The sequence below is a fragment of the Bradyrhizobium erythrophlei genome, assembly GCF_900142985.1.
Lineage (GTDB): Bacteria > Pseudomonadota > Alphaproteobacteria > Rhizobiales > Xanthobacteraceae > Bradyrhizobium > Bradyrhizobium erythrophlei_B.
In genome coordinates this window covers 5053285-5074044 of the sequence record NZ_LT670849.1, presented here as the reverse complement: position 1 = coordinate 5074044, position 20760 = coordinate 5053285, and the positions used below count along the sequence as shown (strand labels likewise).

Sequence of the window (20760 nt, the reverse complement as noted above, 5' to 3'; positions counted from 1 at the left end):
GTGTAAGCTGTCAGATCGCGATCTGCCGACCGATCTCGACCACCTGGTCGTTCGGCAGACTGAAGAAGTCGCTGACATGGACCGCGTTGCGCTCCATCACCGCGAAGAATTTTTCCTGCCACGCCGGCATGCCCATGCCGTCATCGCGGTGGATCACGGTCTCATGCCCGACGTAGTAGGTGACATCGGCCAGATCGACCGTGCAGCCGAGCGATTTGGAAGCTGCCAGCAGTTCCGGAATGTGCGGGCGCTCCATGAAGCCGAAATGCGCTTCGGCCCGCCAGAAGTTCGGCGCGACTTCCTCGATCGTGAGGCGTTGTTCGCCGAACACCCACGGCACTGAACGGATTTCGACGCGCAGCACGAACAGATGCTCGTGCAGCGCGCGGTTATGCTTGACGTGCCACACCATCACCGGCGGGATGTCACGCTCGGCGCGGGTGAGAAACACCGCAGTGCCCGGCACGCGCGGAATGCCGGCGGCCTGCGTCCGCTTCATGAAATCATCGACCGGGATCAGCGCCTCACGCATGCGCTGCGACACGGCCGCAGCACCCCGGTGCCAGATCCACATGACCCCGTAGATCAGAAGCGCCAGCACCAGCGGCACGTAGCCACCTTCGGCAATCTTGGTGAGGTTGGCGAGAAAGAACGCGCTGTCGACCACCAGAAAACAGCCGGCGACAAAGCCCGCAGCCCACACGCTCCAGCCCCAGATCTCGCGCATCGCAATGAAGAGCAGCGCCGACGTCATCAGCATGGTCGCGGATACCGCGATGCCGTAGGCGGCGGCAAGGTTGTCGGACTTGCCGAACACGATGGTCAGGCCCACCGTGACGATCATCAAGAGCCAGTTGACGACGCCGACATAGATCTGGCCGTAGCCTTCGGACGAGGTCTGCTTGATGTAGAGTCGCGGCAACCAGCCAAGCTGGATCGCCTGCCGTGTCATCGAGAATGCGCCGGTGATGATCGACTGGCTGGCGATGATGGTCGCAATCGTAGCTAACCCGATCAACGGCAATAGCAGCGGCTCGGGGCAAAGGCGGAAGAAGATATTGCCGTCGGTCGGCGCGCCCTCGAGCACCAGCGCCGCCTGGCCGGCATAGTTGAGGATCAGGCTCGGAAACACGATGCCAAACCAGGCGAGCTTGATCGGACGGCTGCCGAAATGGCCCATGTCGGCGTAAAGCGCTTCCGCGCCGGTGACGCAGAGAAACACCGCACCCAGCACCAGAAAGCCGGTCATGCCGTGCGAGAACAGATAAGACAATCCGTAGGACGGGCTGAGCGCGGCAAACACCATCGGATGCCGCGCGATGCCCGCGACGCCCATCACCGCCATCGCGACAAACCAGACCAGCATGATCGGTCCGAAAAAATGCCCGATCTCCGCCGTGCCGCGCGACTGGATCGCAAACAGCGCCAGAAGAATCACGACCGCGGCCGGCACCACATAGGGCTGAAGCGCGGGCGTAGCCATGTTGACCCCTTCCAGCGCCGACAGCACCGAGATCGCCGGCGTGATCGCGCCATCGCCATAGATCAACGCCGCGCCGAACAGACCGACCGCAACGATGCTCGGCCGGTGATGTTTCTTCACGCCGAGCAACGCCATCAGCGCAAGGATGCCGCCCTCCCCGTCATTGTCGACGCGCATGGCGAAGGAAACGTATTTCACCGTGGTGATGACAAAGAGCGTCCACAGCACCAGCGACAGCGCGCCCAGCACCGTCGCTGGATCCGATGGCATCTCCGCGGTGCCGAGCACGGTCTTGAACGTATAAAGCGGACTGGTGCCGATATCGCCGAACACGATGCCGAGCGCGGACAGCGCCAACGCCGACATCTTGCCCTGCGGCGCCTGCCGCGTTTCGGAGGAAATGATCGCTTGTTCGGTCACGGAACGGCCGCCCTGGAGGATAGGGCCATTGGCCCCGTTCCCGTAAACTATCGCCTGATATTGCGACAGCCAAGCCACCTTGAAGGCAACCTCAGCCGTTGGCGACCTTGCGGACGGTTTCAGCCAGCGGCTGGTCCGTGTCCGAATGGGTGTACTGGCGGAAGCTGCCGATCGCCGCGGGCCGGCCCAGCAGATAGCCCTGGACCTCGTCGCAGCTTTCTTCCTGGAGGAAGCGCAGTTCCTCGTTGGTCTCGACCCCTTCGGCGATCACCGGAAGACCGAGGCCCTTGCCGAGGCCGAGCACGGCGCGCACGATCGTGGCGGCCTGCTGGTTGGAGTGGACCTGCTTGATGAACGAGCGGTCGATCTTGATCCGGTCGAACGGAAAGGCGCGCAGGTTCGAAAGCGAAGAGTAGCCAGTGCCGAAATCGTCCATCGCGATCTCGACGCCCAGCGCCTTGACCTGGCGCAAAGTCGCCAGCGTGCGGTTGAGGTCGCGCACCAGCGCCGTTTCGGTGATCTCGATCTCGAGGCGCTTGGCGGGCAGGCCGGTCTCGATCAGCGTCTGATGAAGCTGCTGGGCAAATGACGGATTGTGCAACTGCACGGCCGAGACGTTGACGGCGACCTTGAGCGGCGTTTTCCAGCTCGCGGCCTCGCGGCAGGCCTCGGTCAGCACCCAGTCGCCGATCGGCAGGATGGCGCCGATCTCTTCGGCGATCGGAATGAAGACGCCGGGCGCGATTTCGCCGCGCGCGGGATTCCTCCAGCGCACCAGTGCCTCGAAGCCGACCACCTTGCTGCTGCGGATATCGAGCTGGGGCTGATAGGCGAGCCACAATTCGTCACGCGAGATCGCAAGACGCAAATCATGTTCGAGCTGGCGGCGGTCGCGGACTTCGGCGCCCATCTTGGCCTCGAAGAAGCGGTAAGTGTTGCGGCCTTCCTCTTTCGCGCGGTAGAGCGCGACGTCGGCATGGTTGAGCAGCGCCTGGCGGTCGACCGCATCGTCGGGGCTGAGCGCAATGCCGATCGAGGTTGCAATGGTGATTTCCGGCGCATCGCTCGCATCGCGAAGCGTTTCGAAAATGGATTCGGCAAGCCGGCCGGCCGCCGCCGGACCCGCGATATCGGGCACCAGAATGGCGAATTCGTCGCCGCCGAGCCGCGCCATCATCTGCCGGTCATCGAGCAGCGCACCGACGCGCGATGCAAACGTCTGCAAGGTGCGATCGCCGGCGGCATGCCCGAACAGATCGTTGATCTCCTTGAAGCGGTCGAGGTCGAGACAGAGTACGCCAAGGCTCTTGCCGGGCGCGAGCGCAGCCATCTCCTGATCGACGCGCGCGTTGAAGAAGCTCCGGTTAGGCAGGCCCGTCAGCGCGTCGTGATGCGCCAGGAAGTGAATGTGCTGCTCGGCGTCCTTGCGTGCCTTCAGATCGCGAACCGCGATGACGTGATGCGGGCGCTCGGCGAAGATGATCGGCCGCATGATCAGTTCGACCGGTGTCATCGAGCCGTCGCGGTGACGCAGTTCGGTTTCGACCGGCTGGTTCGGCTTCGACATCAGCTTGAAGCGTGCGATCGGGTCCGGGAAGCAGTTTTCGAGCGTACCGCCGACAAGGCCATTGGCGGGCGTGCCGGCAAGCTGCGAGAAGCTCTTGTTGGCCGAGACGATGTTTTGCCCGTCGCAAACCAGAAGCCCCTCGACGGAAGCGTCCGCCAGATCGCGCATGCGAACGGTCTCGAGTTCGGAGCGGCGGTGATCGCGAATATCGATGACGACGGCTGCGGCCGACATGGCGAGAATGGCAACGCTTGCAATCGCAACGCCCATTGCGAGCCATTCGGCCGGCAGCGCCGACTGCGAAACCACGCGCGTCGGATCGGGAGTGATCGAGACCGCGCCCATCGCGGTGAAGTGGTGGCTGCAAATCGCAAGCGTCAGCAACAGCGCGCCGCCGATCTTCCATTTCTCGCTTTCGCCATGCAGGCCGACCGGCAACGCGATTGCGCCGATCAGCGCACCAACCACGATCGAAGCCGCCACCAGTACAGGATCCCACGCGATGGTGCCCGCGACCTCGAACGCGGCCATGCCCAGATAGTGCATCGCTGCGATACCGCCGGCGACGATGGCGCCCCCGACCCAAGGTCCGTGACGCCAGTTTTCAGTCAGCGATACCGAGAGGCCGAGGCCTGTGAGCAGCACCGCGGCGATCAGTGAGAACACGGTTAACGCGATATTATAGCCGCTCGGAATCCCCGGCGTGAACGCGAGCATCGCGACGAAATGCGTGGCCCAGATGCCGAAGCCCGTCGAAATGGCAGAAACCGTCAACCATACACTGCGCATGCGGCCCGCTGACTTTCGGGCATAACGCAGCAGCCTGATGGCGGCGACCGACGCCAGAACGCACACAAAAGCGGCAAGTGCAACGAGCCGCAGGTCATGCGCCTCCGTGATACAGTTATAAATTTTCAGCATGAGAAAATTCCGCTTTCGTATACTTTTCGTCAGCGGAACCTACCTTCGACTCCGTGAAGGTCACGTAAATCGAGTGCAAGACATGACATTTATCGTCCGATGGACAGCCATGCATTTGCAAAAATCGCCGGTAGACGTTCGGATCGGCCTGCTTAAACCAATCCGAGTTCCATCGGATGCACGCCGGTAAAGATCCGCTGGAGATTCGCCGTCTGCAACCCGTAGAGGTGTTGGAACAAACCTGCAAACATCGCGCGATAATCGGTCAGCACCGGATAATCGCGATTCTGAAACAGTGTCGCCTGCTCGACCTTGATCTGCTCGCCGACGATGCGTCCGCCATTGATGCCGCCGCCCATCACCCAGTAGACGCTACCGTGACCGTGATCGGTGCCGCGATCGCCATTCTCGCGGAAGGTGCGGCCGAATTCGGAGATCACGACGACGACGGTGTCGCGCCAGGTGGCGGGCCCGATCTCTTCGGAGAAACCCGCAAGGCCGCGACCGAGTTCGCCCATGCGATCGGCGAGATAGCCGATTGCCGAACCCTGGTTGACGTGGGTGTCCCAGCCGCCGACGTCGACGAAGCCGAGATTGAATTGGTCACGCATCAGGCGGCCGATGCGGCGCGCCGACAGTTCAAAGCCGCGCGGTGACACCGCGCCGCGATTGGCCGCGGTCATCTCTTCCGAGATCGAGCGATAGACGTCGTCGCGAATCCGGAAACCTTCGGAGACCGACGACGAGAGATCGCTTTGCGCATACATGTCCTTGATGAGCCGGGCCTGACGATCGTCGACGCCGGGCTTGCCGACGCTGTTGATACCGATGTTCGGCGTTTGCGTCTTGCCGCGGAAGATCAGCGGCAGTTGATCGGTGAACGCAATCGGCTTGGCGCGCGTCAACTCGGCCGCGAGCCGGCTCATGAAGCCGGAACGAAAATCGCGCGACCCGCCGGTCGTTTGTCCCAGTTCGATCGTGTCCTGCGTCTCGAAATGGCTGCGCGTGAGATCGTCCGACGTACCGGCGAACGGCACGAAGGCGATCTCGCGCTTGGCCCATAGCGGATAGATGCTGTCGCGCAACGACGGGTGCAGGCCCCAATCGGCATTGAGCGACAGCGCAGCGTTCGGATTTCCGGCGTCGGGCTTGGCGAGGTGAAGCGTCGGGCGCGCCGCGTGATAAAACTCGCTACTGACCGGAGCAACGATGTTGGCCGCATCGTACGCGCCGCGCAGGAACACCACGAGCAGCCGCGCATCGGTCGCGGGTGCGGCCCAGACGCGGCCTGCGACCGTCAGCGGCACGGCGCCGGCAAAAGCCTTGATCAGTTCACGTCGGTTCATGTTGGCTCTCCTTTGTGGAGTTTGAGCATGATCTTTTCGAAAAACCGGTTCCCACTTTTTCGGATCATGCTCGCGATTTCAGCGCATGAATTCGGGCGACGACAGAAACAGCGTGTTCCAGTCCTGCGGCGACACCGCCTGGTCGAGCGCGGCCAGCGTGGCCGGACCCAGCGTCTGGCGCAGACCGTTGAAGTAGAGCGCATTCTGGATCAGCGGAAATGCCGGCTTGTCGACCGCGTTCGGCCCATCCGGCTTGAACAGGCCGGCCGAGCCCGAACCGATCTGGCGCGCGATCTCGAAGCGCAACGTCAGCTGTCCTGGACCATTCCAGGATGCCGAGACCATCGAATAGCCATCCGGCGTTTCGTGATTGAACAGCCCCTCGCCCAGACGATTGAGCCAGTTCTGAACGGGTGCGGTATTGAGGATCACCTTGTCGTCGTAGGCAAGCCGGACGGCCGAGAATACGTAATGCACCGGGTCCTTGATTTTCACGCCGGGCTTCAGGGATGCGGCAAATTCGGGCGAATGCACCATGGTGGCGAGCACGGAAGCGATATCGCCGTCCGATGTCTTGAAAGTTTGCGCCATCTTTTGCACCAGCGAATCCGGCGGATTGTCCGATACGAAATAGGTCGCGATCTGCTTCGACAGGTGGGTAGCCGTCGCAGGATGATGCACGAGAATATCGATCGCCTCGTCGACTTCGGCAAAGCCACGGCCTTTGATCTGGTGCCCAAGAAACGTCTTGTCGCCGAAATCGTGCCGTGCCGGATTGAATTCGAACGCGCCATCGCGCACCAGCAGCGGGCGTTGCTCGGGATTGAGCTTCGGCTCTTCCGGCTTGATGTCGATGCCGACGCCGGTGAGAATGCGCGCCAAGGCCTCGACGTCGGCTTGCGAGTAGCCGGAGCCGACACCCATGGTGTGAAGCTCCATGATCTCGCGGGCGTAGTTCTCGTTGAGATGGCCGTTGGCATTGTCGGTGTTGTCGAGATAGCGTAGCATCGCGGGGTGCCGCAGCGTCGCAACCAGGAGATCGCGGAACTTGCCGAGCGCGTGCGCGCGGATGGTGCGGTCTTCGTAATCGCCGACGATCACGCGCAGGTTCGACTTGTACTGATGCACGTTGAAATGGTTGAACCAGAACCAGGTCATGCGCTGGCGCAACTGGTCCGGCGCATAGAGCGCATGCAGGATCGAGCGCGCCTGCGCCTGCTTCATCCGGTCGTTCATCGCCTGCTGATAGACCTGCTGTGCGGCCTTGCGCTGGTCGGGGTCGGCGACCTGGTTGGCGCTTTTCGCCTGCCCATCGAACGACGTCAGAATTTCGAGCGGCGACTTGTACAGATCCGACATCGGTTCGATCTGCGATTGCGCGGCCTGCGGCAATGTCGAATTCGCCGGCGGATGCAGTTGCTCGTTGAGCCAGCGCTCGACACTGACGGCTTGCAGATGCGCCGCGCTCGAGGCGTTGACGCCGAAGGTCAGGCGGTCGAGCAGGATCAGGTCGTGCGGGGCCAGGTCGGCGGCGTTGGCTGGCGTGATGGCCGCGCCCACCGCGATCGCCGCGCAGGCGGAAAAAATGCGGATCAGGCGGCGGCGGAACTGGCTCGGATCGTTCGGTTCCATTGGCGCGGGCTCGTCATGCAATCCCGTGGAAGGCTCGCCACTTTGGCGCAGCACGCATGAATAGGCTCTGAACAGATACCGGAAAATCGTGGCGAAAAAGATGAACCAAAAGATTCATGGCGGGAAAGATTAACTTCCCGCCATGATTGACCGTCGTCGCGCTCAAAACCCCTTCTCCCCGCACACGGGGAGAGGTGAGGCGAGAGTTGACTACAGAACCTTGAACACGCGCTCGTCGTAAAGCGCGCCGCCCATCGGCTGCAATTCCTCGCGGAAGGTGCGCGCGCTCTTGCCCGAAATCCAGCCATTCTTGTCGGATGGCGATTTCCAGGTCTCGATCACCGTGAAGTGGTTCTTGCGGTTGGCCTGGACGACATCGTCGAAGCGGAGATTGCCCGGCGCATTGCGGCCTTCCTCGACGAAGGCCTTCACCTTGGCCGTGCCTGGTTCGACCTGGGTCGGGATCACATCCACATGCGTCAGCACCAGGATTGCGCCAGCGGGCGCCGGCTTCGAAGCGCCGACCGACAGCGCGTTGTGAATGCGTTCGTCATAGGCTGCGCTTCGCAGCGGATCGAGCGCGGCGCGGAATTTCGTGTAAGCATCGGTTTGCGCAAAGGCCTGCTTGGCGGCGAGGGACTTCCACTGTTCGACAATCCCGAAATGGCCGGGATCGGAAACGCGCTGCCCGGCATCGATCTGCACGGCGCCATCGGCCTTGCGGGCGGCAGCCACATAAGCGAGCACGAGCTTGCGAGCCTCGGCCGCCTTCGCGGGCGCGACTTCGGTGTAGACGACAATGGTCGCGGGCTGGCTTGGATCCAGCGCCGGCGGCGGTGTTTGAGCCCGCGCGGCAGAGCCCACGGCGACAAAGCCGGCCACGGCGATGACAGCCGCCAGAAAGGAACGATGCATTTGTGAATTCCTCCAGAAACGACGGGGACCCTGTTTGAGAGGCGTCCTTTGATCTTTCCCCGCAGTCCGTCCTGCCTCGCGGGGCTTTTGAACGGCGCTATGTTGACCGCACGAGGCGGGCCGGCGTCAAGCCTTGGCGGGACCCGACGCCGGAATAAAATGCAGGGAAAACTGCGCACCGCCCATCACCCGGTTCTCGACCTCGATGGTCGCGCCATGCAGTTCGGCGATGCGCTGCACGATCGATAATCCAAGCCCCGAACCGCCCTGGCTGTTGCGGTCGCGCCGCCAGAAGCGGCGGAAGATCAGTTCGCGCTCCTCCTCCGAAATGCCGGGCCCGCGGTCTTGTATGGACACCGTGCCATTCTCCTCGACCACGAACTCCACAACCGTATCTTTCGGCGCATGGCGGATCGCGTTTTCCGCGAGGTTACGAATCGCCCGCTTGATCATCTCGGCATTGCCCTTGACGAACACCGGCGCGGTCGCGCCCAACAGCGCGATCTCGCGGCCCTGTTCGAGCGCGAGCGGCGCGACGAAGCCCGCCACTTCGGCGCTCGCGGCTTGCAGGTCGGCGACTTCGGACGGATCGATCGTGAAGGCTTCGAGCTCGGCGATGTCGAGCAGCTGGCTCACGACGCGGCTCATCGCCTCGATATCCTGATGCAGCGCCTTGGCAACGCCGGGATCGTCGAGCGTCTCGACGCGGGTGCGCAGGATCGAGAGCGGCGTGCGCAATTCATGCGCGGCGTCGGCTGTGAATTCGCGCTGCAAGCGAAAGCCTTCGTCGAGGCGGTCGAGCGCCTTGTTGATCGCGGAAACCAGCGGCCGCACCTCGGTCGGGATTTCCTCGAACGGCAGGCGGATGTCGGTGCGCGCCGGCGTGATTTGCTGCGCGGTCTCGGACGCCTGGCGTAATGGCCACAACGCGCGTCGAAAGATCGCGATATCGATGACAAGCAACACCAGGAGGATCGGCAGCGTGATCCAGCCGACATGCCGGTAGAAGTCGTCGACAATGTCGTCGATCAACACGTCGCTGTTGGCGAGGTCTTCGGCCGCCTGCACCCACACCGTCTTGCCGCCGACGCTGCGGCGAATGCTGGCTCCCGAGATCGCGGCGTCGCCAATATGGGTATCCAGAAACTGCACCGTGCCGCCATTGGCATCGACATGAAAGATCGGCGTGTTGTCCTTCCGCGACGAGAACAGCGTCTTTCCATTCTCGTCGATGACCGCGTAGGCATAGCGGCCATAGGGCTGCGAATAGAGACCTTGCAGGCTCGGCGGCAAATTGAGCGCGAGCGTGCCGTCGGCCCGTGGCGCCAGATGTTCGGCCAGCGACACCGCCTGCTCTTGCATCGCCTGATTGTGGATGTTGCTGGTGGCGACGCTCAAGAGCCACGATAGCGCCGCCGACATCAGGACCGATGTGATCGCGACCACGATCACATGCAGGATCACGATGCGCGAGATGATCGACTCAAACCGGATCACGCTTTTCCTCAGCGATGAGATAGCCGACGCCGCGGATGGTGTGGATCGTCACCTTGGCGCCCCGGTCCGAGAGCTGTTTGCGCAGGCGATGGACGTAAACCTCGACGGCATTGGAGGCGACGTCGCCGGAGAGACCGAAGATGTGATCCTCGACCTGCTTCTTCGAAACCACCCTGCCCTTGCTGCGCATCAGAAGCTCGAGCACGTCGGTCTCGCGCGCCGACAACACCTGCGGCTGGTCGTCGATCAAAGCCTGGCGGCCGCGCAAATCGAATTCGAGATTGGCGATATGCAGGGAGTTGCCGAGCTGCTGGCCCGGCCGGCGCAGCTGCGCCTCGAGCCGCGCCACCAGTTCTTCCAGCGCGAAGGGTTTCACCATGTAGTCATCGGCGCCACTGCGCAGTCCCGAGACGCGGTCCTGCAAGCCGCCGCGCGCGGTGAGCACCAGCACCGGCGTCGAGTCCTTGCGATGGCGCAGTTCGCGCAGCACCGCGAGCCCATCGCCATCCGGCAGCCCGAGATCGAGAATAACGGCCGCATAGGTCGTGGTCATCAGCACGGCGCGCGCCTCGGCCGCGGTTGCGAGCAGATCGACCTCGTAGCCAGCCGTCCGCAGGCCCTTGGCGAGCAGTTCGGACAGCGTCGCATTGTCTTCGATCACGAGGAGCCGCATGGCTGAGGCCGGCCGGATTATTTCCCGCAAGCTTTGAGCCCTTTTGCGGGGAACGACAAGCGTGCAGACGGCCTGCGGTTAACGAAACCGGCTCGCCGTAAGGCTGATGTAAGAATTCAGCTACTTCGAAAGATGCTTGCGCAGGATTTCAGTCAGCTTTTCCGGGTCGGTCTGCGGCGGCATGAAGCCGAGATATTCGCCGTTCCGGCCCATCAGATAGATGATGCCGGTGTGGTCGATCGCGTAGTCGCCGTCTCGCGCGGGCGGCAGCTTGGCGTAAAATGCCTTATAGGCGTTGGCGACTTTACGGATTTCATTGGGCGTGCCGGTCAGGCCGATGAAGCTCTTGTGGAAGGCTTTGAGATATTCGCCCAGCACCTTGGTGTCGCGCCTGGGATCGATGGTGATGAAGATCGGCTGGATGCCGTCGGCCTCAGGCCCCAGCGCATCGAGCGCCTGCGTGATCGCCATCAGGTCGGCCGGACACACGTCGGGGCAGAACGTGTAACCGAAATAGACGATCATCAGCTTGCCGCGGAAGTCGCTGTCGCTGCGCCTCTCGCCTGCCTGGTCGGTCAGCGTGAACGGTCCACCGACCGTGCCGCGGCCATACATCAGGTCTTCCATCATTTCGACGGCGGTGAACCGATCCGGCGGCTCGCCGGCTTTCGCGAGCGGCAGGCCGAAGGCGAGTAGCGTGGCAATCGTGAGCCACGTTTTTGCTTGCCTGATCGGCACCGCTCAGGCGCCGAAGGTGATGCGGGTACCGGTCGTGGTGGTCAGCACCTTGCCGCGCATCTGCCGGTGCGCTTCTTGCGTGAAATTGAGCCCGCTGCAATGCATCGGGATCAGCACGTCCGGGTTGAGCTTGCCGATCTCGGCGACGACCTGCGTCAGATAATCGGCCGGTGCGGGCCCGAGATGGAAACCACCCATGATGGCGTGGACCTTGTCGACACCGGAGACTTCCATCGCCTGCCGCACCGAATTGACGATGCCGACATGGCCGCAAGACGAAATGACAATGAGGCCCTTGTCCTTCAGGTTGAAGCAGGTCGCATGCTCATGGATGTGCTCGTCGGGCACGATCTTGCCTTCCATTTCGGCCGGCAAGTAGTGACTCCAGTTGCAACCGGCGCCGTCCTTCTGCTTGAACTCGACCATCGAATTCGGCAGCACCTTTTCGATCGAGTTACGCTTGATCTTGCCGGTGGTGAAGGCGACATCGCCGATCACGGTCGGCGTTTCGCACAGCATCACCTTGACGTCGCGTTTGGCGAGATCGCGGCGGTCGAGCATGCCGTAGTCGCTGAGGTCGCCGCCCTGGGAACGTTGGTAGCGCTGGCAGAAATTGTCTTCGCCGCCGGCATAGATCGTAAGGTCTGATGGCATCGACTTGCGGTGCCGATCGAGGAACCCCATGATGCCGCCGAGATGATCCCAGTGGCCGTGGCTCATGACGAGCGCGTCGACTTTCGACGGATCGACCTTCAGCAATTCCATGTTGCCGTTGATGGCTTCGGGCGTCCAACCGAAGTCGAGCAGCAACGTGCGCTTGAGGTCGCCGCGTTGCGGCTCGAGAAAAAGCGACAATCCCCATTCGCTGTGCAGCGGAAGCAGCGAATTCGAGGAACGGCCGGGCTCGGTCTTCACACCGGCGACTTCCGCCGGCTTGAAGAAGATATCGCTGGCGCTGTCGACGATCACGCGGACGCTGAGCTTGTCGATGGTGGGCACCTGGATCGGCCCCGCCTTGGCGAGCTCGATGCAGGAAAATCCGCCTGCCGTCGCGGCAGCAAAACCAGCGGACATTTTCAGCGCGTCACGTCGATTGAAATTCGCCATCCGTCTCTCCCCAGGTCGATGGCCCGAGAGTACAGGGCCGGCCGGCTGGCCTGTCAATGCAAATGGCGGTGCCGCCGGCGGTTGTGATATGTCGTCAGGACGACCTGACTTCCGGAGAACGCCATGAACCTATCCGCGCCGCAAGAGGCTGCCGCACCGCAGGCGCGCGGCTCCGTTGGCGAAGTGTTCGCGGCCTTTCTCAAGTTAGGGGTGATGTCGTTTGGCGGTCCGATCGCCCATCTCGGCTACTACCGCGAAGAACTGGTGATCCGGCGACGCTGGCTCGATGAAACAACCTATGCCGATCTCGTCGCGCTGTGTCAGTTTCTGCCCGGCCCGGCGTCGAGCCAGGTCGGCTTTTCCTTAGGGATCTTGCACGGCAACGGTCTTCTTGGCGGACTTGCGGCGTGGCTCGCTTTCACCCTGCCCTCGGCCATCATCATGTTCGCCTTTGCCAGCGTCGCCGGCCGCTTCACCGGACCACTCGCGCAGGGCTTTTTGCACGGGCTGAAGCTCGTCGCAGTCACCGTGGTGGCGCAAGCGATCTGGGGCATGACCAAAAGCCTCACCCCCGACAAGCCACGCGCCGCAATCGCGCTCGCCGCGCTTGCGGTCGTGGTGCTGTTTCCGGGATCGTTGGCGCAAATCGGGGGAATCGTGCTCGGCGCGCTCGCCGGACTTTGGTTATGCCGCGCCGAGGGTGCGCCGGCTTCCGGGGGATTGAACTTTCCGGTTTCGCGAAGGGCCGGCGGCATCGCGCTGGTGCTGTTCGCGGTGTTGCTGGTGGCGACGCCGTTGGTCGTGGCTGCCGGCGGCTCGCATGGGCTTGCGGTGTTCGACGCCTTCTATCGCTCCGGCGCGCTGGTGTTTGGCGGCGGGCATGTCGTGCTGCCGCTGTTGCAGGCCGAAGTCGTGACCCCGGGCTGGGTCAGCAACGAGACATTTCTCGCAGGCTATGGATTGGCGCAGGCCGTGCCAGGGCCGCTGTTTACATTTGCCGCCTATCTCGGCGCGGTCATGAACACGCCGCCGAACGGCTTCGCTGGCGCGGCGATCGCGCTGTTTGCGCTGCTACTGCCGGGCATGCTGCTGGTCTACGGCATGCTGCCGTTCTGGGACTCCTTTCGTACCCGCCCCACAGCGCAAGCGGCGATGCGCGGCACCAACGCCGCCGTGGTCGGCATTTTGGGCGCGGCGCTGTATAACCCGGTCTGGACCAGCGCGGTCCTCGCCCCGCGCGACTTCGCGCTGGCGCTGTTCGGCTTCCTGCTGCTGACGGTCTGGAAACTGCCGTCCTGGGTCGTGGTTGTGCTGCTCGCCGCGGCGGGCACGCTGTCGCAATTTCTCTAGTCCACCGCGAAATGATACGAACGTCAGAGCCGGGACACTAGCCCTGAAGATCGAGTAAGCTGCCAACGGCTGTTCCCGATCAAAACGCGCAGGATGGGGAGGCGGCAATGACCGGACCAAGCTTTCGCGACGCCGAGTTGGAGGGGTGGGACCGCAAGGCTGGTTATTGGGACGACACGATAGGCCTGGTGACGCTTGGAGCGATCGACCCATTGATGGAGGCCGTTGGGGCAACGCTCGGCGTGCGCGTTTTGGACATTGCCTGTGGCACCGGCTCGCTTGCCGCCACGGCAGCTCGGCGTGGTGCCGATGTTATCGGAATGGATTTCGCCCCGACCATGATCGCCGAGGCCATCCGGCGCCATCCGGGCGTCGATTTCCGGGTCGGCGACGCTGAGGCCATCCCGCTTGCCGATGCAAGCGTCGATGCCGCCACATGCTCCTTCGGCATGCTCCACATGGAGCGGCCCGAGCGGGTGCTGGCCGAAGTCGTGCGTGTGCTGCGGCCGGTGACCGGGCGCTTTGCCTTGACGTCCTGGACCCCTGATGGGGAGTTCTTCGCACTTGTCGGACAGGCAGTGCAGCCGCATGCCGATATGGGCGTGCCGCTACCTCTTGCCCCGCCGCTGTTCCGCTTTGGCGACGAAGGTGAGTGCCGTTCTGCCCTGCTCGCTGCGGGTTTCGCAGAGCCTTCTTTCAAAAAGCTGCCTCTTGTCTGGACCGGTGACACACCACAGGCGGTTCTCGACGCTCTGCATCGGGGCACGGTGCGAACACCCATGCTGATTGAGGCGCAGACGCCGGAGATCCGTCATGCCATCGAGCAGGCTATCCTGCGAGGCTCGGAACGTTATCGGCAACCGGCAGGAAACATCGTGCTCAAATGGCCTGCGCTGCTCACGACCGCCCGGCGCCGATAAGGCTCCGACGGAGTCATCGAGCCACATCCCGTTTGGCTCCTGGCAGAAACCGATGATTGACGCGATAGGCTTGCCCCCGGAAAGCATGGCCGCATCCTCCGGGAACGGATTGAATCGTCCGCTTCGCCCCACTATCGTGCGCCGCGATGAAGACATTTGCACGTCACCACCGACGCCTTTTGCTGGCGTCCCTCGCCTTTCTGTTCATCGGCGCAACGCAAGCCGTGCCGGCGCAGGAAAAATATCCTGTCAGGCCAGTGCGCTTCGTCGTGCCCTTTGCCGCCGGCGGCGTCGCCGACACCACCGCGCGCGTGGTGGCGGACAAGCTTTCGGAGAAACTCGGCCAGCGCTTCTACGTCGAGAACCAGCCCGGCGCCGGCGGCATCACCGCCGCACGTAACGCCATCTCCGCGCCTGCCGACGGCTATACCGTGACCATGCTGACCAACGGCACGGCGGTCAGCGTCTCCCTGTTCGAGAAATTGCCATTCGATCCGGTGAAGGATTTCACGCCGGTCTCGAGCCTTGGATTTTTCGACTTCGCCTTCGTCACCAGCGCCTCATCCGGCTTCAAGACGCTTGGCGACTTCGTTGCGGCGGCCAAGGCGAAACCGGGCGCGCTCAATGTCGGCACCATCAATGTCGGCTCGACGCAGAATCTGTCCGCCGAGCTGTTCAAGACATCAGCCAATGTCGACTTCACGCTGGTGCCTTTTCGCGGCAACCACGACGCCGAGGTCGCCTTGTTGCAGGGCAACGTGTCGCTCGTGATCGACAGCTATTCGGTGCTCCAGGGCAACATCGTCGACGGCAAGCTCCGTGCGCTGGCCTCTTCCGGCGCGACACGCTCGGAATCGACCCCGGATCTGGCCACGGTGAAGGAAAGCGGCGTGGCCGATTATGACGTCGTGTCGTGGAACGCGATGTTCGCACGAACAGGTACGCCGCCCGATGTGATCAAGACACTCAACAGCGCCTTGCAGGAAATTCTGGGTGATGCCGAGGTCAGGAAGAAGCTGCTCGCGTTCGGCGTCGAAGCCCGGGCCGGTACGCCGGAAGCGATCGGGGAGCGGCTGAAATCCGACATCGACAAATGGCGGGCCGTGATCGAGAAGGCCCATATTCCGAAGCAATAATAACGTCCGCGGAGACACGCGCCCATGACTCCCCTATCGAGCGATCCGAGAGAATGGAACGTCGGCCTGATCGGCTATGGCGAAGTCGGCCGCATCCTTGCCGAGGACCTGCGCCAGCAGGACATCAAGGTCACAGCCTACGACATCAAGCTGCGCAGCGACCAGTCGGGCAAACCTTTACGCGACCACGCCCGGCAACATGGCGTCGCGCTCACGGCTTCGCATGCGGATTTGGCCGCGCAATCCGATCTTCTCGTCTCGGCGGTGACCGCAAGCCAGGCCGTGCCGGTTGCCAAAGCGTGCGCCGAGGCTGTCAAGCGCGGCGCGTGGTATCTCGATTTCAACTCGGCCTCGCCCGGCGCCAAGCAGCGCGCGGCGGCCATGATCGACAGCGCCGGCGCCCGCTATGTCGAGGGCGCGGTGATGACATCCGTGCCGCCTCTCCGCTTGAAGGTGCCGCTGTTGCTCGGCGGCGGCGATGCGGCGGCGTTGGCGCCGCACCTGGTCGAGCTGGGCTTTGCCGCCAAGGTGGCGAGCGACCGGCTCGGCGTCGCCTCGGCCGTGAAGATGTGCCGCAGCGTGATGATCAAGGGGCTGGAGGCCATGGTGATCGAGAGCTTCACCACCGCGCGCGCCTATGGCGTCGAGGATGCGGTGCTGGTGTCGCTGAAAGAGACCTTCCCCGGCATCGACTGGGAAAAGCAAGGCGCCTATTTCTTCCAGCGTGTGATCGAACATGGCAGGCGACGCAGCGAGGAAGTGCGCGAGGTCGCCGAGACCGTGCGCGAGATCGGTCTCGAGCCATGGTCGTCGCAAGGCACCGCCGAGCGCCAGGCCTTTATCGCTGATCTCGCCGACCAGGGCCTGTTCGGCGAACGCGGGACAGAAGAATTCGCACGAGCGGCCGACTGGCGCACGGAAGCGGACCGGATCATCGGTGACATCGCCGCCAAGAAAAAAGCAAAGAAAGACTGATGGCCAAATTCGAGAAAACCCCCGGCTGGCTCGACTGGTACGCCGGCCCCGCAAAGCCGCGCTTCAAATTGCCCGCAGGCGCGGTCGATGCGCATTGCCATGTGTTCGGGCCCGGCGACCAATTCGCGTTTGCGCCGGAGCGAAAATATACGCCCTGCGACGCCTCGAAGGACCAGCTCTTTGCATTGCGCGATCATCTCGGCTTCTCGCGCAACGTGATCGTGCAGGCAACCTGTCACGGCGCCGACAATTCCGCCGTCGTCGATGCGTTGCGCGCGGCGAACGGCAAGGCGCGCGGCATTGCCACGGTGAAGCGAAATATCACCGATGCCGAATTGCAGGCGTTGCACGCGGCCGGTATTCGCGGCGTGCGCTTCAACTTCGTCAAGCGGCTGGTGGATTTCACGCCCAAGGACGAGTTGATGGAGATCGCGGGGCGCATCGCCAAACTCGGCTGGCATGTCGTGATCTATTTCGAGGCGGTCGATCTGCCGGAGCTGATCGATTTCTTCACCAGCCTGCCGACGACCATCGTGGTCGACCACATGGGCAGACCTGATGTCACCAAGCCCGTGGACGGGCCGGAATTCGCCCGGTTCGTGGACTTCATGCAACGCCACAATAACGTGTGGTCGAAGGTCAGCTGCCCGGAACGGTTGTCCGTTTCGGGGCCGCCCGCGCTAAACGGCGAACAGAATGCCTACCAGGACGTCATCCCGTTTGCGAAAACGCTGATCGAAACCTTCCCCGACCGCGTCCTGTGGGGCACGGACTGGCCCCATCCCAACCTGAAAGGCCACATGCCGGACGACGGCCTGCTCGTTGACTTTATCCCGCACATCGCAGCGACCCCCGAGTTGCAACAGAAGCTGCTCGCCGGTAATCCGATGCGGCTGTATTGGCCGGAGGAAGCCTGAAAAGCTAAAAAGGAAGACTTTTCAATGCACCGTTTCGAAACGGTATTCCTCACCCTCGTCACCCAGCGACATGATCGTGTAGAGCCGCTGCAGTTCTTCCTCGAGGTGTTCGTTCACGAGCATAAGCGCCTCAAGCGCCCCCCGCATGTTGCCATCGCAAGATGCTATGATTTTTTCGATAGCAACTTCAGTCCGCTTGTACGCCATTGGTAGTCCCCTACTGAAACGCCCGATGCCATATCCGGGTGTGATTGGGGCAAAATTCGGCGCTGGTAGCGATGATTTGGTGGCGTCTGGGAGTTTTCCCCTATCGCGTCATTTCAGGCGTTTTTAGGCCGCGATCGCGACGGCACGCGGGCTAATCACGTACTCCTTCAGGACGTTGTCCTTGGCGTCGACCTCAACCAGGGAGACGTCGTAGGTCCAGAGATCCGCGAGATGCTGGAGCACGCGCCTTGCGTCGGTCTCGTTGAGCTGCGCGCCCTTCACTACCACATGGCGAAGCATCAGGCGGCGATCGCCGGCGAGATCGACATCCATCACCTCGATATTGGGATCGATGAAGCCGACGTCGTATTGCCGCGCCAGTTCGCGGCGAATGCGGCGATAGCCGCGCGCATCGTGAATCGCATCGACCTGGATGCCTTCGGAAAATTCCGGATCGTCGTGCAGATGAAACATCCGCCAGCTCCGAATCAATCTCGGAGACAGGAACTGGCTGACGAAGCTTTCGTCGCGATAGTTGGCCCACACATCGCGCAGCACGCCCATCACGTCGCCTCGGCCTGCGATGTCCGGAAACCACTCGCGGTCCTCGTCGTCAGGCGCCGTCACGATGCGCTCGATATCCTGCATCATGGCAAAACCGAGCGCATACGGATTGAAATCGGAGAAGCGCTGGTCGTCGAATTCCGGCTGGAACACCACGTTGGTGTGGGATTGCAGGAATTCGAGGAAATTGCCGTCGGTGAGCCGGCCTTGGCTGTGCAGCCGATTCATGATGCGATAGTGCACGTAAGTCGCCGTGCCCTCGTTCATCACCTTGGTCTGGCTCTGCGGATAGAAGTACTGCGCTATATGGCGCACGATGCGCAACAGTTCGCGCTGCCAGGGATGCAGGCGCGGCGCGGTCTTCTCCAGGAAGTAGAGAATGTTCTCCTGCGGCAAACCGAGCAGCGCGCGCCGGCGCTCCGAATTCAGGATCTCGGCGCTCTTGGCGGGTCCCGTCGGCACCGTGCGCCAGAGATCGTTGAACACGCTCTGCTCGTGCTCGCGGCGTTCACGGGAGCGTTTTTCCTCCTGCCGAAGGTCGAGGCCCTTCTTGCCGGGATAACGGTCGATGCCATGCGACATCAGCGCATGCGCGGCATCGAGCGTCATCTCGACCGCGCGCGTCCCGTAGCGATCTTCGCAGCTTGCGATATAGCCCTTGGCGAAATCGAGATAGTCCAGAATGCCTTCGGCGTCGGTCCACTGCTTGAACAGGTAATTGTTCTTGAAGAAGTGGTTATGACCGAAGGCGGCGTGCGCGATCACCAGCGTCTGCATCGTCGCGGTGTTCTCCTCCATCAGGTAGGAGATGCACGGTGAGGAGTTGATCACGATCTCATAGGCAAGCCCCATCAGCCCCTTGCGATAGAAGGTCTCGTGATGGGCGAAACGCTTGCCGAACGACCAGTGCTTGTAGAACAGCGGCATGCCGGAGGAAGAATACGCATCCAGCATCTGTTCGGCGGTGATGATCTCGATCTGGTTCGGATAGGTTTCCAGACCAAGCTCGCCATGCGCGATCTCCTGGCAAGCATCGTGGATACGCTGCAACTGCTGGAAATCCCAATCGGCGCCTTCGAACAGCCGTTCGTGGGTCTCGCTCATGAAGCGGCTTTCTCCTGGGCACTGCGACGCTGGAACAGATCGTGGAACACCGGAAATATCTCGCTGCGGTTATTGACCTTGCGCATCGAGAGCGGCGCGCCTTCGCTGCGCAGGCGCTGGTACAGCGTCCACAGCGAGGAGTCCGGCATCTCGAAGGTCGAGCCGCTCGCCTCGCCCACCTCGAGATAGGCGAAGAACTGGCTGATGGGCAGGATATTCTCGGTCAACAGCCGCCCAGTGAGCGCGCTGTCGGCGATCGAGTTGTCGCCGTCGGAAGCCTGCGCCGCATAGATGTTCCAGTCGGCGGGACGGAAGCGCGAGCGCACGATGTCGCTCATCGCCTGCAACGCGCTTGACACCATGGTGCCGCCGGAGGCCGGTCCATGGAAGAAGGTTTCCTCGTCCACCTCCTCGGCGCGATCGGTGTGGCGGACGAAGACGATTTCGACATGGCGGTAGCGGCGAGTGAGAAACACGTAGAGCAGCATGTAGAACCGCTTGGCGAGGTCCTTCATGTGCTCGGTCATCGAGCCCGACACATCCATCAGGCAGAACATCACCGCCTGCGCGACCGGCTTCGGCACGGTCTCGAAGCGCCGGAAGCGAATGTCGATCGGATCGATGAAGGGAATGCGCTTGGCCTTGGCTCTTAAGCTATCGAGTTCGGCGAGAAGCTCGGCGCGGCGCTTCTCGTCGGTGCAAGCCTCGCACTCCGCCTCAAGCTCGGCGATCTGCTCCGGCTTCGGCCGCCGCAACGCCACGCGGCGCGCCAGCGCCAATTGCACGGTGCGCTTCACCGAGATGTTGGCGGGCGAGCCCGACGTCGAATAGCCGGCGCGCTGCAAGCCCTCGCTTTCGACTTCGGCAAGCTTGCGCTTGGCGAGATCGGGTAATTCGAGATCATCGAGGAACAGGTTGACGAATTCGTCGCGCGACAGCACGAAGCGGAAATCGTCTTCGCTGTCGCCCTCGCCCGGCTGCGAGCCCCGGCCGCCGCCGCCCTTCGGGCGCTCGATGATATCGCCTTCGACGAATTTCTTGTTGCCGGGCAGCACGCGGTCGCGCGTGCCGCCTTCGGTCCGAAAACGAGGCTCGTGCATCCCGTCGAGCGGGATCGAGACCTCGCCGCCTTCCAGGACATCCTTGATGTCCCGGCCTTCGGAGGTTTTCTTCACGGCTCCCTGAACCAGCGCCTTGGCGCGGCGCAGGAAGCGTTGCCGGTTTTCCAGGCTCTTCGAGCCTGGATTGAGCCGCCGATCGACTATGAACATCGCCACTGTTGCTATCG

17 protein-coding genes are annotated in these 20760 nt (G+C 62.7%); 5 read left to right on the top strand and 12 right to left on the bottom strand.

Annotated features, from left to right (window positions below; genetic code table 11):
- Positions 1-10: 10 nt before the first annotated feature.
- The 9 genes from BUA38_RS24140 to BUA38_RS24100 form a co-directional block, all read right to left on the bottom strand.
- On the bottom strand, positions 11-1849 hold the full coding sequence (locus tag BUA38_RS24140) for a potassium transporter Kup (RefSeq protein ID WP_072826387.1): 1839 nt from the start codon (positions 1847-1849) through the stop codon (positions 11-13).
- A gap of 145 nt (positions 1850-1994) precedes the next feature.
- Complete coding sequence (locus BUA38_RS24135; RefSeq protein WP_072821832.1) at positions 1995-4391, bottom strand: bifunctional diguanylate cyclase/phosphodiesterase; 2397 nt, start codon at positions 4389-4391, stop codon at positions 1995-1997.
- A 152-nt stretch (positions 4392-4543) separates the two neighbouring features.
- Complete coding sequence (locus BUA38_RS24130) at positions 4544-5737, bottom strand: DUF1501 domain-containing protein (protein WP_072821830.1); 1194 nt, start codon at positions 5735-5737, stop codon at positions 4544-4546.
- A 78-nt stretch (positions 5738-5815) separates the two neighbouring features.
- The gene (locus BUA38_RS24125; RefSeq protein WP_072821829.1) at positions 5816-7369 is read right to left on the bottom strand and encodes a DUF1800 domain-containing protein; all 1554 of its coding nucleotides are present in this window, start codon (positions 7367-7369) and stop codon (positions 5816-5818) included.
- A 210-nt stretch (positions 7370-7579) separates the two neighbouring features.
- Positions 7580-8284, bottom strand: coding sequence for a putative quinol monooxygenase (locus BUA38_RS24120; RefSeq protein WP_072821827.1), 705 nt, complete (start codon positions 8282-8284; stop codon positions 7580-7582).
- 126 nt (positions 8285-8410) lie between these two features.
- A complete protein-coding gene (locus BUA38_RS24115) occupies positions 8411-9781 on the bottom strand; it encodes an ATP-binding protein (protein ID WP_072821825.1) in 1371 nt (456 codons plus the stop codon).
- Entirely contained in the window at positions 9768-10454 is a 687-nt protein-coding gene (locus BUA38_RS24110) for a response regulator (protein ID WP_072821823.1), read from the bottom strand. Before BUA38_RS24110 ends, BUA38_RS24115 begins: the two co-directional genes overlap by 14 nt.
- Positions 10455-10574: 120 nt before the next feature.
- The gene (locus BUA38_RS24105; protein WP_244553036.1) at positions 10575-11192 is read right to left on the bottom strand and encodes an SCO family protein; all 618 of its coding nucleotides are present in this window, start codon (positions 11190-11192) and stop codon (positions 10575-10577) included.
- Positions 11193-11195: 3 nt separating this feature from the next.
- Positions 11196-12299, bottom strand: a complete 1104-nt coding sequence (locus BUA38_RS24100) for an MBL fold metallo-hydrolase (RefSeq protein WP_072821821.1) — start codon at positions 12297-12299, stop codon at positions 11196-11198.
- Between the two features lie 123 nt (positions 12300-12422).
- Between BUA38_RS24100 and chrA the strand changes: the two genes are divergently transcribed.
- The 5 genes from chrA (at position 12423) to BUA38_RS24075 (ending at position 17597) form a co-directional block, all read left to right on the top strand.
- The gene (gene chrA / locus BUA38_RS24095; RefSeq protein ID WP_072821819.1) at positions 12423-13649 is read left to right on the top strand and encodes a chromate efflux transporter; all 1227 of its coding nucleotides are present in this window, start codon (positions 12423-12425) and stop codon (positions 13647-13649) included.
- Between the two features lie 107 nt (positions 13650-13756).
- Positions 13757-14569: a class I SAM-dependent methyltransferase gene (locus BUA38_RS24090; RefSeq protein ID WP_072821817.1), complete on the top strand. Its 813-nt coding sequence runs from the start codon at positions 13757-13759 to the stop codon at positions 14567-14569.
- Positions 14570-14715: 146 nt separating this feature from the next.
- Entirely contained in the window at positions 14716-15705 is a 990-nt protein-coding gene (locus tag BUA38_RS24085) for a Bug family tripartite tricarboxylate transporter substrate binding protein (RefSeq protein ID WP_072821815.1), read from the top strand.
- Positions 15706-15729: 24 nt separating this feature from the next.
- Complete coding sequence (locus tag BUA38_RS24080; RefSeq protein ID WP_072821813.1) at positions 15730-16680, top strand: DUF1932 domain-containing protein; 951 nt, start codon at positions 15730-15732, stop codon at positions 16678-16680.
- Positions 16680-17597: an amidohydrolase family protein gene (locus tag BUA38_RS24075; protein ID WP_072821811.1), complete on the top strand. Its 918-nt coding sequence runs from the start codon at positions 16680-16682 to the stop codon at positions 17595-17597. The genes BUA38_RS24080 and BUA38_RS24075 overlap by 1 nt, the downstream gene beginning before the upstream one ends.
- Before the next feature lie 21 nt (positions 17598-17618).
- On the opposite strand, the gene BUA38_RS24070 is transcribed toward BUA38_RS24075, so the two are convergent.
- The 3 genes from BUA38_RS24070 to BUA38_RS24060 all read right to left on the bottom strand — a co-directional run bounded on the left by BUA38_RS24070 (position 17619) and on the right by BUA38_RS24060 (position 20743).
- Positions 17619-17804, bottom strand: a complete 186-nt coding sequence (locus BUA38_RS24070) for a hypothetical protein (protein ID WP_072821809.1) — start codon at positions 17802-17804, stop codon at positions 17619-17621.
- 123 nt (positions 17805-17927) lie between these two features.
- Positions 17928-19472 carry a SpoVR family protein gene (locus BUA38_RS24065; protein WP_072821807.1) on the bottom strand — a complete coding sequence of 515 codons (1545 nt, stop codon included), beginning with the start codon at positions 19470-19472 and terminating at the stop codon, positions 17928-17930.
- A complete protein-coding gene (locus BUA38_RS24060) occupies positions 19469-20743 on the bottom strand; it encodes a YeaH/YhbH family protein (protein WP_072821805.1) in 1275 nt (424 codons plus the stop codon). Before BUA38_RS24060 ends, BUA38_RS24065 begins: the two co-directional genes overlap by 4 nt.
- Positions 20744-20760 lie beyond the last annotated feature (17 nt).